Below are 12,518 nucleotides of genomic sequence, written 5' to 3'. Positions count from 1 at the left end.
GTTCCCTTACGCGCCGCTGACGTGCATGGGGGCCTTCTTGACGGGCTCCGCTCGGCCGTCAGGAGCCTCCTCAGCCCAGCCCGGGCACCCCGGAGATCAGCAGGTCGATCAGCTTGATGCCGACGAAGGGCAGGACGAGCCCGCCGAGGCCGTACAGCATGAGGTTGCGCCGCAGCAGGTCGTGCGCCGACGACGGCGTGTAGCGCACGCCCCGCAGCGCGAGCGGGATCAGCGCGACGATGATGAGCGCATTGAAGATGATCGCCGAGGTGATCGCGGACGTGGGGCTGTGCAGGCCCATGACATTGAGCGACTTCAGGCCCGGGTAGGCGCCCGCGAACATCGCCGGGATGATCGCGAAGTACTTCGCCACGTCGTTCGTGATGGAGAAGGTCGTCAGCGCGCCCCGCGTCATGAGCAGCTGCTTGCCGATCTCGACGATCTCGATGAGTTTCGTCGGGTTGGAGTCCAGGTCGACCATGTTCCCGGCCTCCTTGGCGGCCGAGGTGCCGGTGTTCATGGCCACACCGACGTCGGCCTGGGCCAGCGCGGGCGCGTCGTTCGTGCCGTCCCCGGTCATCGCGACGAGCTTGCCGCCCTCCTGTTCCCGTCTGATCAGCGCGAGCTTGTCCTCGGGGGTCGCCTCGGCCAAGTAGTCGTCCACGCCTGCTTCTTCGGCGATGGCGCGGGCGGTGAGCGGGTTGTCGCCGGTGATCATCACCGTGCGGATGCCCATGCGGCGCAGCTCGGCGAAGCGCTCGCGGATGCCGTCCTTGACGACGTCTTTCAAATGAATCAAGCCCAGTACCCGCGGCCCGTTCCAGTCGTGCACGGCCACCAGGAGCGGAGTGCCGCCCGAGGCGGCCACCGAATCCGCTGACCTGCGCGCCTCGGGCGGGACGTTGCCGCCGTACATCTCCACCCACTCGATCACCTGCTGGGCCGCGCCCTTGCGGATCGCACACACCGCGCCGTTGTCCCAGCGCAGGTCGACGCCGCTCATCCGGGTCCGCGCGCTGAAGCTCACCCACCGGGCATGGCTCAACTCGCCCTCGGCGGGCGCCCGTAGCCCGTACCGCTCCTTCGCCAGTACGACGACGGAGCGGCCCTCCGGTGTCTCGTCGGCCAGGGACGACAACTGGGCGGCGTCGGCGAGTTGGTTTTCCTCGATGCCGGGCAGCGGGACGAAGGCGGCCGCCTCGCGGTTGCCGAGGGTGATGGTGCCGGTCTTGTCGAGGAGGAGGGTGCCCACGTCGCCCGCGGCCTCGACCGCACGGCCGGACATGGCGAGCACGTTGCGCTGGACGAGCCGGTCCATGCCCGCGATGCCGATCGCGGACAGCAGCGCGCCGATCGTCGTCGGGATGAGGGTGACGAGGAGGGCGACGAGGACGGTGGTGGACTGGGCGGCGTCGGCGTACTCGGCCATCGGCTGGAGGGCGACGACGACCAGGACGAAGATGATGGTCAGCGCCGCCAGCAGGATGTTCAGCGCGATCTCGTTCGGGGTCTTCTGCCGGGAGGCGCCTTCGACGAGCGCGATCATCCGGTCCAGGAAGGAGTGTCCCGGGCGCGCGCTGACGCGTACGACGATCCGGTCGGAGAGGACCGTCGTGCCGCCGGTGACGCCGCTGCGGTCGCCGCCCGACTCGCGGATGACGGGTGCGGATTCCCCCGTGACCGCCGACTCGTCGACCGCGGCGACGCCGTCTATGACGTCACCGTCGGCGGGGACGAGCTCGCCGGCCTCGACCAGGACGACGTCGAGCGGTTTGAGGTCGGTGGCGGCCACGGCCTCGGTGTCGGCGTGGCCCAGGTCGGTGCCGTAATTCCAGTGGCGCAGGCGCAGCGCGACCGTGTCCGTACGGGCTTTGCGCAGCGATTCGGCCTGTGCCTTGCCACGGCCCTCGGCGACGGCCTCCGCGAGGTTGGCGAAGATCACCGTCAGCCACAGCCAGGCACTGATGACCCAGGTGAAGACGGTGGGATGCAGTACCGAGGACAGGGTCGTGAGGACGGCTCCCACGGACACGACGAACAGCACCGGGTTCTTCACCAGGACCCGCGGGTGCAGTTTGCGCAGTGCCTCGGGGAGGGACTGCACGAGTTGGGCGGGTTCGAACAGCCCGCTCGGCGCCCGGCGTTTCGTTGCTCCCCCCGATTCGGGGGCGCGCTGGAAGCGGGACGGCGGGGCCTGGTGGGGAGCGGCGGGAATCATCGGGACCTTCGAGCCTTGGCGGGGAACCGGCCCGAGCGCCCAGGGGCACACGGACGATCGGTCGAGCTGACACAGAAAATTGGTGGCCGCCGGGCCCTGCGGTGCCGGGGCCCCGGCACCGCAGAGCTGCGCACGGGCGTCGACGGCGCGATGACGACGAGAACGCCGCCGCGTGCTCGGCCGCCGGGAGGCCATTCGGATGTCTTCGGGTGAGGAAGGCATCCGAGGGTGCTTCCGGGATGAAGCCGTCATGTCACTGACGTCCGAGGCCTCGCCGGCGGCCGAGGGGAAATCTAGCCCGGCCGCACCTGCGATCTGCCCGGCCGAGCAGGGAATTTGCGCCTCTCTTACGGCCGGTCGGAGGGCGACGTCAGGGTCCCGTCAAGGTCACCTGAGAAGGCGTCAGGGGCACATCAAGGGACGAGGCCGGTGGCCGGAAAGGGTCGCAGACTGAGCGCCACGGGGGACACGGGCGACCGTCCGTGGCATGACGTTGGAGGGCTCGTGACGATCACAGCCGGTACCACGCGCGGTTCTGAAGCGGGGGCCGGGACTGTCGCACAGCCACAGCCACAGCCACAGCCACAGCAAGGACCGGTCGCCCCGCCCGGGGGTCGGCCCGGTCCGCGGCCCGGAGGGGGGTCGCGGCCGGGCTCCCGGGGGCGTCGCCTCCGTCGCGAGGCCGTGGCCGCGTGGGCCGCTCTGCGCCGCCGCTACTGGGTCACCCTGCCCGCGCGGCTGCGTCTCCTGCGCGTGGCCACGGTCTCGCTCGCCGCCGCCCTCGCCCTGCTGCTCGCGCTGGCCGGGCTCGCCGCCACCGGCACCTGGGACACCGTCGCGGGACGGGACGCGCCCCGCACCACCAGCGCCGCCGATCTCGACCTCGCCCTCAACGACATGGACGCGCAGGCCGCCAACATCCTGCTGTCCAGCGGCGACGCGGGCAGAGGGCGGCTGGCGACGCCGTACGCGAAGGCGGTCGGCTTCTACGGTGACGCGCGCCGCGCCATCGGCCACGACCTGCGCACGCTCGCCGTCGCCGCCCAGGGCGACCGTGCCGACGAGCACACCGTGGAGTCCCTGACCGACGACTTCGCCGAGTACCAGGAGCTGATCGGCCGCGCCCTGGAGAACGACGGCCGCACCGGCGGCAAGCCGGCCGCACTCGCGGACTACCGCAAGGCCACCGACCTGCTGCAGAACCAGCTTCTCCCAGATGCACGGAAGCTGGTGGACTCCAACAACAGCGCGTTCAACACGCGGTACGCACAGGCCCGCTCGGCCCTGGTGACCCAGCTCGTCGTCGCCATCGTCCTCGGCGTACTCCTCCTCGTCTCGCTCGGCGTCCTCCAGTGGTACTTGGCCCGCCGTTTCCACCGGATCCTCAACCCCGGTGTGCTGGCCGCCACGGTCTGCGCGCTGTTCGCCGTCCTCCTCGGTGTCCAGGCGCTGTCGGCCACCGCCGAGCAGCTGCGCGGGGCACGGCGTGATGCGTTCGACTCCGTCGTCGCGCTCTCCCGGGCCCGCGCGATCGCCTACGACGGGAACGCCGACGAGAGCCGCTATCTCCTCGACCCCGAACGCCGCGACCAGTACGCGCAGACCTTCCTCACCAAGTCGCAGGAGCTGTACGGGCTCAAGGGCGCGACTCTCACCACCTACGACGACGAGCTGGCCACGACGTGGCAGGCATACCGCTCCGACCACGGCGCCCTGCGCTTCACCGGCGAGTTCCGGCGAGAACTCGACAACATCACCTTCGCCGGTGAGCGGGCCGCGGCGGAGAAGACCGTCGAGACGTACGCCGTGTACCAGCGCGACGACCGAAAGATCCGCGCCCTGCTTGCGCAGGGCAAGGAACGCGAGGCCGCCGCGTTCTGCATGGGCTGGGGGCCGGGCACGTCGAACGCGCACTTCGGGGCGTGGATGGCGGCGCTGGACAAGGTCACCGACATCAACCGCCGGCACTTCACGGCCTCGGTTCAGGCCGGCCGCTCGGCCGTGGGGGACTTGCTGCCCGGGGCCCTGGGAGCCCTCGTCGCGGCGGCCGCGCTCACCGCCCTCGGGCTGCGGCCGCGGCTCGCCGAGTTCCGCTGAGGCACGCGGAGCGCTCGGCGCCGGCGGAACTGCTCGGCGATGCCCTCGGTGCGCGGCGAGCCCACCTCGTAGATCACGTCCAGGGCCTCGTGGGTGAGAGCCCGGTCCGCAGGTGCACCCTGGCGCCGGGACTCACGCCGTGTCGCCCGGCGCGGAGCGAGCTCGGTGGCCGACTCGCCGAGATGTCGGTCCCAGACGCCGCGGAGGCAGGATGGGACATGGGCGCGCGGGCCTGATGGGTCATCACGTCCCCCGACACGCACCCATGGGAAGCCGACTGAACAACCGGTCGGCGAGATCGACCCCGGTGATCACATCGCTCTCGTCGCGGGTGAAGAAGCCGCGTCGCCGGGCAGCGGACCGAGCCCGGCCGGCCGGAGATCCGGGGGTGGATCGGTGTCCGCCGCCGCGCGGATCTCCGGTTCGATCCCGCATCCGATCGTCGACCCGGCCCCATCCGCGGCGATGGTGAGCGGCGTCAGGTTTCGCGTAGCTCCCGTCGTGCGACGGCCGGCGTCCCGTCCTCACCGTCAGTCGCGGGGCAGCCCGTGAGCGTCCGCGAGTCGCGCCTCCTCCAGGTCCAGCGAGCGTTGCAGTCGGCGGCGGGTCGTGTCGCTGATGAGGTGTTCGTCGTACAGGCGCTGGAGCTCGGCCTCCTCGACCGTGATCAGGTCGCGTCGTAGCTGCCGGTAGGTGAGGTCGGCGGATTCCGCCGGGGTGCCGTCGCCGTCGGCCTGCGTGAGGCGATCGCTCGCGTCGTCGAGGCGGGCCGTCAGGCCGCGGCGGAGGCGGTCGAGGACGATGTCGGGGACGGCCTCCAGCTCGGAGATCTCGTCCAGGCGGCTCAGGCCGGCGTTGGCCAGGCTGCAGCGGGCCTGAGCCTCCTCGCGTTCGGTGTGGTCGGGTTCCAGCGCGATGCCGGAGCGGCGTACGACAAGTGCCAGCGTGAAGCCCTGGACGACGAGTGTGACGACCACCACCGACGTGGTGAGGACGAGGACCAGCGGGCGCTCCGTGAGCGTGGCCCCGGCGTTCGTGGTCACCGGGATCGACAGGGCCGCCGCCAGCGGGACCACACCTCGGGTGCCCGCCCAGGTCAGTACGACCGGTACCCGCCAGTTCATGCGCTGGATACCGCCCTTGCGCTGCACCACCGCGGACAGCGGCGCCAGCCACAGCATGCGCATGGCAATCAGCGTGGCGGCAATGGCGAGCGCGTACAGCGGCCAGGCCCGGCTGCCGTCGGACAGGGCCCGCACCTGGGCCGGCAGGGCCAGGCCGATGAGCGAGAACACCACGCTCTCCAGCAGGAAGACCACTGTTCCGTAGACGGCGTGCAGTTGGAGGCGGATGCGGGCGTTGGTGAGGCGGTCGCCCCGGCCGCCGAGGACGACTCCAGCCACCACGACGGAGGTGACACCCGAGGCGTGCGCCGCCTCGGCCAGGACGTAGGCCGCGTAGGGCGTGACGAGGGCGATCACGGTCTCCAGGACCGGATCCTCGGTACGCCGCCGAATCAGCGTCACCACGCCCGCGACCGCCGCGCCGATGACCATGCCGCCGCCCGCCAGCAGTGCGAACTCTCCCGCTGCCGAACCCCAGCCGACGGCCGCCGATGCCACGGCGACGCTGACCGCGACCCGGTAGAGCACCAGCGAGGTGGCGTCGTTGAAGAGGCTCTCGGCCTGGACCAGAACCTGGACCTTGGGCGGCAGCGCGAGTCTCCTGCCGAGCGCGGTGACCGCCACCGGGTCGGTGCTCGCGAGCACCGCGCCCAGCACGAACGCCATCTGCCACGACAGCGGCGTGACCAGGGAGGCGACCGCGCCGACGGCCGTCGCCGAGGCCAGCACCAGCCCGATCGACAGCACTCCTACCGGCTTCCACACGGCGCGCAGTTCGCGCCAGGGCAATTCCTCGGCGCTCGCGTACAGAAGTGGTGGCAGCACGACGAGGCCGATGATCTCGGGGCTGATCTGGATCTCCGGGGTGCCCGGCAGCAGCGCGACGGCGAGGCCCGCGACCACGAGCAGGGAGGGCGCGGGGATCCGCCAACGGCGCGCAAACGTGGCCACCACGGTGGCGAGCACCACGAGAGCCAGGACCGTCCCTACGCCGCGCATGCCGTCTCCTTGGCCCTGAGAAGGAGACCTTGTGTCTCCCCGCCGACCAGTCTTCCCGGCACACCGCCTTCACCCTATCGGGCCAGGGCCCGTCAAAGCAGTGTCAACGTCCACTTGACCGGCGCCAAGGATGCGTCAAGGAGCGCGCCGACCGACTCGCACAAGCGCTTCGGTAGGGGAAGTAACCCATCCCTCCAGGGAATTGATCTCCAGTGAGCGGAGCGCGTCGGCTGCAATGAGTGACGTACGGACCGATATGAGTGACGTACGGACCGGCGGGGGTGAGGTACGGCCCGGTGCGGGTGACGTACGGCCCGGACGGCTGAAGGTCTATCTGGGGGCTGCCCCGGGCGTGGGCAAGACCTACCGCATGCTCGACGAGGCGCGGCGCAGAGCGGCGCGCGGCGCCGATGTGGTGGTGGGGTTCGTGGAGTGCCATGGGCGTCCCGGGACGGAGGCGATGCTCGACGGCCTGGAGGTCATCCGGCGTGCGCCCTGCTCCTATCGCGGCGGTGAGTTCGAGGAGATGGACCTGGCCGCGGTCCTCGCGCGTCGCCCACAGGTCGCGCTGGTGGACGAGATCGCCCACAGCAATGTGCCGGGCGGCGGCCGCAACGCCAAGCGCTGGCAGGACGTCGAGGAACTGCTCGCCGCCGGCATCGACGTCGTCACGGCGCTGAACATCCAGCACCTGGAGTCCCTCAACGACGTGGTCGAGAAGATCACGCGGGTGCCGCAGCGCGAGACGGTGCCCGACGAGGTCGTACGAAGGGCCGCGCAGATCGAGCTGGTGGACATCCCGCCGGAGGGGCTGCGCCGCCGGATGGCACACGGCAACATCTACGCCCCCGAGAAGGTCGACGCCGCCCTGGCCAACTACTTCCGCCCCGGCAACCTGACCGCCCTGCGCCAGCTCGCCCTGCTGTGGGTCGCCGACCGGGTGGACGAGGCGCTGCATGCGTACCGCTCGGAGCACGGCATCGGCGGGGTGTGGGAGACCAGGGAGCGGGTCGTGGTCGCGCTCACCGGGGGGCCGGAGGGCGACACCCTCATCCGGCGGGCCGCGCGTGTCGCGGACCGGTCGGCGGGCGGTGACCTGCTCGCGGTGCATGTGACCCGCAGCGACGGTCTCGCCGCCGGTGCCTCGCACGCTTCGCTGGCCCGGCAGCGGCGGCTGATCGAGGATCTCGGCGGCAGCTACCACTCGGTCGTCGGCGACGACGTGGCGACCGCCCTGGTCGAGTTCGCGCACGCCGAGAACGCCACCCAGCTCGTCCTCGGTACCAGCCGCCGCGGCCGCCTCGAACGCTTCCTCACCGGACGCGGCACCGGCGAGACGGTCGTCGAGATCTCCGGCGACATCGACATCCACACGGTCACGCACGAACGTGCCGGGCGCGGCACGCTGTTGCCCTCACGCAAGCGCACGTTGTCGACCGTACGCAGGATCGCGGGCCCGGTGGCCGGACTGCTGCTGCCCGTGGCACTCACCCTCCTGCTGAATCCGGACACGGCCCGCGACAGACTCAACCTCACCAGCGAGGCCCTGCTCTTCCTGCTCACCGTGGTGGGCGTGGCCTGCATAGGCGGAGTCGTGTCGGCGGTGATCGCGTCGGTCACGGCGTCGCTGCTGCTCAACTACTGGTTCATCCCGCCCATCGGCCAGTTCACGCTGGACGACCCGAACGCGCTGCTCGCGCTCGCGGTCTTCGCGGTGGTGGCCGCCGTGGTGGCCGCTGTCGTGGACCGCTCGCTGCGCCTGTCGCGGCGCTCGGCGCGGGCCACGGCGGAGGCGGAGACCATGTCGTCGCTCGCCGGCACCATCGTGCGCGGTGGCGCGACGATCCCGGCGCTGGTGGAACGGACTCGCGAGACGTTCGGCATGGACTCGGCGGAGCTGGTGGACGAGCCGCCCGGAGAGGACGGCGTGACGGCCGTGCCCGCGGGGCCCGGCGCCTATCTGGTCCTGCGCGGTCGCACCCTTCCGTCGTCCGAGCGGCGCGTGCTGGCCGCCTTCGCCGCGCACGTGGGGTCGGCGGTCGAGCGGGCCCGGCTCGCCGAGGCCGCCGCCGAGGTCGAACCGGTCAAGGCGGCCGACCGGATGCGTACGGCTCTCCTGCGCGCGGTGGGCCACGACCTGCGCACCCCGCTCGCCGCCGGCTGGGCCGCCGTCTCCTCGCTGCGCAGCCGTGACGTGGAGTTCTCCGACGAGGACCGCGACGAACTCCTCGCCACCGCCGACGAATCGATGGCGAAGCTGAACCGGCTGGTGGAGAACCTCCTCGACCTCAGCCGCCTCCAGGCCGGCGTCCTCACCCTCAATCTGCGCGCCACCACGCTGGAGGAGGTCCTGCCGGCCGCGCTGGCGGACACCCCCGAGGTCGAAGTGGCGGACCTGGAGGAGGTTCCGGCCGTGCTGGCCGACCCGCCCCTGCTGGAGCGGGTGATCGCCAACCTCGTCGCCAACGCCGCCCGGCACAGTCCGGCCGGGCGCAAGGTGCTGTTGACCGCGAGCGCGCACGCGGGCCGCGTCGAAGTCCGTGTCGTCGACCGCGGCCCCGGCCTGCCTCCGCACGACCGTGACCGCCTCTTCGAACCCTTCCAGCGACAGGGCGACACCGACAACACCACCGGCCTCGGCCTGGGCCTGGCCCTCTCCCGGGGCCTGACCGAGGCGATGGACGGCACGCTCACCCCGGAGGACACCCCCGGCGGGGGCCTGACCATGGCGTTGTCCCTGCCCTTCGCCGACCGGGCGGAGCACCTCGGTGGTACGCAGAGCGTGGGAGGCAGCGTATGAGCCCTGAAAACGGCGTACCAGGACGCCGGGGCTCGGAGCCGTCGCGATGAGCACAGGAGGGGGCGGCGTGACGACCGGTTGTCCGCCCCGATGGGCCCACCCGCAGCCGCAGCGTTTCGGCGCTCGCCGTTGTTCACGGTGGTAGACGTAGCCGGGCACCCCGAGCTCGAAGGACGCCCCGTCCACGAGGCGTTCCGGGAACACGAGTGGCGGGCGCTGACCGCCGGCCCGGCTTCGATGCGCGTTCGCACGGACGGGAGTGGTGGGGCTCAGTCCAGGCCGGAGACCTGGAACACGGTCAGGGCGGTCTCGCGATCGATCCGTTCCGAGACCTTGCGCAGCGCGGTCGCCCCGCAGGTGAGTGATCCGGACGCCGCCGACTTCCGGGCGTCCTCGGCCAGGCGGTGCCACAGCTGGGGGTTGTTCACCAGGACCTGGGGGTTGATCTCGACCCGCACACCGAGCGTGTCCCGCAGGAGGAGCCGTTGCGAGACGCCGTCCAGACAGCGCACCGACACCAAGAGGTCGGTTCGTACCCGTCGCTTCCGCAGCAGTCCGTGTGAGGCCAGCCAGCCTTCGCCCGCGCTGACCCTGGGCGGGTACAGCACCAGGAACAGGACCACGCCGAGCCCGGCCCACAGCGCGCCGCGTACGGCAGTGAGGGTGCCCGCTCCCCAGTCGACCAGCAACAGAAGGGCGAGGAGTACGGCCGCGCAGCGGATCGAACTGCGCAGATCCCCTGCCCAGCGGCGGTCGTGCGCCACCTCCGCGGGCGGCTCTGCAGGAGTGTGGTCCGCGTCGTGTCGCGCGTCGTTGCGGCGTCCCATGACGCCGAAGGTAGGGACCCGGGAGGCCAGGACTCCGTACCTTGACGCGACTCTGATGGGCACCCTGCTCGTCCTTGACGCCCAGGCTGTGGTGCGTGCCGCCGGGAAGGGATTCGCCCCGGCGGGAGGCGTGTGGGTCACACGGCCGTCAAGGCCGCGTCAACGTCCGGGGCTTCGGCGCGAAGAAGTCGCAAGGAACGGTCGGAAGCGGCCGGGCATGGACAGAATCTGGACGGACCCGCGCATCGCCTCCCCGCGTGCGCGGGCCTTTTCATGCAGTTCATGCAGTTCATGCGTTCGTGCAGTTCGTGAAGGAGTCCGTGCCCCATGTCCGTCCTGACTGCCGCGCCCGGTGCCGCCCCCGCCGGCGAGGAACTGCCGGATACCGGCGAGCGTCACCGCCTCACCGCTGTCACCGGGCTCGCAGCCCTGTCGTTGGACGCGATGGCCTCGGTGGCGTACGGCCCCGAGGCCATCGTCCTTGTGCTGGCCGCCGCGGGCGCGCACGGCCTCGGTTTCACGCTGCCGGTGACGCTGGCCATCGCCGGGCTGCTGGCGGTGCTGGTCGCCTCGTACCGCCAGGTGATCGCCGCGTTCCCGGACGGCGGTGGGTCGTACGCGGTCGCGAAGACACACCTCGGCGCCCGTACGAGCCTGGTGGCGGCCGCCTCGCTGGTCCTGGACTACGTGCTCAATGTAGCCGTCGCGGTGACCGCCGGGGTGGCCGCTCTGACCTCGGCGTTCCCGTCGCTCTACGACGACCGGCTGTGGCTGTGCCTGGCCGTGCTGGTGCTGATCACGGGGGTGAACCTGCGGGGGATCGTGGAGTCGGCGAAGGCGTTCATCGTGCCGACGGCCGTCTTCGTCGTGGCGATCCTGGTGCTGATCGCGGTGGGTCTCTTCCGGTCGGCACCGGTCAGTACCGCGACTGCCGCCGGGCACGCCTCGGTTCTCGCCGACAATGCCACCAGCGTGGGCGCGCTGCTCCTGCTGAAGGCCTTCGCCTCCGGGTGCAGTGCCCTGACCGGTGTCGAGGCCCTGGCCAACGCCGTGCCGTCCTTCCGGGTCCCGCGTGTGCGCCGGGCGCAGCGAGCGGAGGTCGCCCTCGGCGCCGTACTGGGTGTGATGCTGATCGGTCTGTCGGTCCTCATCTCGCGCTTCCATCTCCAGCCGGTGGCGGGGGTGACCGTCCTGGCCCAGCTCGCGGACGCCTCGTTCGGCCACAACGGGGCGTTCTACGTCGTCCAGTTCGCCACGATGATCCTGCTGGCGCTCTCCGCGAACACCTCCTTCGGCGGGCTTCCCGTGCTGCTGAAGCTGCTGGCCCGGGACAACTACCTGCCGCATGTCTTCGCGCTGAAGGCCGACCGTCAGGTCCACCGCCATGGTGTGCTCACGCTGGCTCTGGTGTCGGCAGCCCTCCTCGTCTTCTCCGGCGGTGACACCAACACCCTGGTGCCGCTGTTCGCCATCGGTGTCTTCATCGGCTTCACGATCGCGCAGATCGGCATGGTCCGGCACTGGCGTGGGGAGCGGGGGAGGGGGTGGCGGGGCAAGGCGCTGCTGAACGGCTTCGGCGCGGTGCTCACCGGTGTCTCGGCCGTGGTCGTGACGGCCACCAAGTTCGCGGACGGCGCCTGGCTGATAGTGATCGCCGTGCCGCTGCTGGTGGCCGCCTTCGAGACGGTGCACCGGGCGTACGCGCGGATCGGGGAGCGACTGGGCCTCGGGCGCGTTCCCGAGCTGCCGCACCGCGACCGTTCGCTGGTGATCGTGCCCGTGTCGAACCTGTCCCGGCTCACCTGCGAGGCGATCAACGCCGCCACGTCGCTCGGTGACGAGGTGCGCGCCGTCACGGTGTGCCACCCCGATCCTGAGGACCGTGCCCAGGTCGCGGCTCTGGAGCGGGCCTGGGAGGAGTGGAACCCGGGGGTCCCACTCGTGCGGCTTGCCTCCGAGCGCAGGGCGCTGGGCCGCCCCATAGCGTCGTACGTGAGGCGTATCGCGGTCTACGAGCCCGCCACCCGTGTCACCGTGCTGATCCCTGAGGTCGAGCCCGAGCGCCTCTGGCAGCGGCTGTTGCAGAACCAGCGGGGCGCGGTGGTCGCGCACGCCGTGCGCCGGGACACGGACGCGGCGATCTGCAGGCTGCGGTTCCGCCTCTCCTGACGCCTCTCCTGACGTCTCACCTTGACGGCCCACACCTCGCTGGTGCGGGCCGTCGACGTTTCAGGCGAACGGAGGCTTTGGTTCCCGCAGATGGATGAGTCGGCCGTAAGAGTTCCGTCAAAGGCGTACGAGGCTGCGTATGGGAGGCGTCAACGGCACTCGAAATCGGCCAGAGAGGCGGTTTCCTCTACCCGTCCGTTCCGTTCGTTCCGTACCTCTTCTAGGAGCTCACGATGGCCGACGTGGCCTTCGTCGTCACCACGATCGCGGTGTTCGCGCTGGTG

6 protein-coding genes are annotated in these 12,518 nt (G+C 71.2%); 3 read left to right on the top strand and 3 right to left on the bottom strand.

The genetic code is table 11. The features are described 5' to 3' along the window. Positions 1 to 70: 70 nt before the first annotated feature. Positions 71 to 2,218, bottom strand: a complete 2,148-nt coding sequence (gene kdpB / locus RV986_RS01835; protein ID WP_475915693.1) for a potassium-transporting ATPase subunit KdpB — start codon at positions 2,216 to 2,218, stop codon at positions 71 to 73. A 684-nt stretch (positions 2,219 to 2,902) separates the two neighbouring features. On the opposite strand from kdpB, the gene RV986_RS01830 reads away from it, so the two are divergent. Next, a complete protein-coding gene (locus tag RV986_RS01830; protein WP_475915692.1) occupies positions 2,903 to 4,315 on the top strand; it encodes a hypothetical protein in 1,413 nt (470 codons plus the stop codon). 530 nt (positions 4,316 to 4,845) lie between these two features. Here the strand turns inward: RV986_RS01830 and RV986_RS01825 are convergent. Next, positions 4,846 to 6,438: a Na+/H+ antiporter gene (locus RV986_RS01825; RefSeq protein ID WP_475915691.1), complete on the bottom strand. Its 1,593-nt coding sequence runs from the start codon at positions 6,436 to 6,438 to the stop codon at positions 4,846 to 4,848. A 256-nt stretch (positions 6,439 to 6,694) separates the two neighbouring features. On the opposite strand from RV986_RS01825, the gene RV986_RS01820 reads away from it, so the two are divergent. Further along, on the top strand, positions 6,695 to 9,238 hold the full coding sequence (locus RV986_RS01820; RefSeq protein WP_475924151.1) for a sensor histidine kinase: 2,544 nt from the start codon (positions 6,695 to 6,697) through the stop codon (positions 9,236 to 9,238). A gap of 269 nt (positions 9,239 to 9,507) precedes the next feature. Here the strand turns inward: RV986_RS01820 and RV986_RS01815 are convergent, their stop codons facing one another. After that, entirely contained in the window at positions 9,508 to 10,065 is a 558-nt protein-coding gene (locus RV986_RS01815) for a hypothetical protein (protein ID WP_475915690.1), read from the bottom strand. Between the two features lie 327 nt (positions 10,066 to 10,392). Here RV986_RS01815 and RV986_RS01810 point away from each other — a divergent pair, with 327 nt between their 5' ends. Next, positions 10,393 to 12,234 carry an APC family permease gene (locus RV986_RS01810; RefSeq protein ID WP_475915689.1) on the top strand — a complete coding sequence of 614 codons (1,842 nt, stop codon included), beginning with the start codon at positions 10,393 to 10,395 and terminating at the stop codon, positions 12,232 to 12,234. The last annotated feature ends 284 nt before the right edge of the window (positions 12,235 to 12,518 follow it).

Source organism: Streptomyces sp. RLA012 (genome assembly GCF_056270325.1).
The sequence above is the reverse complement of the archived record's forward strand: the minus strand, read 5'-3'. Positions and strand labels throughout refer to the sequence as shown.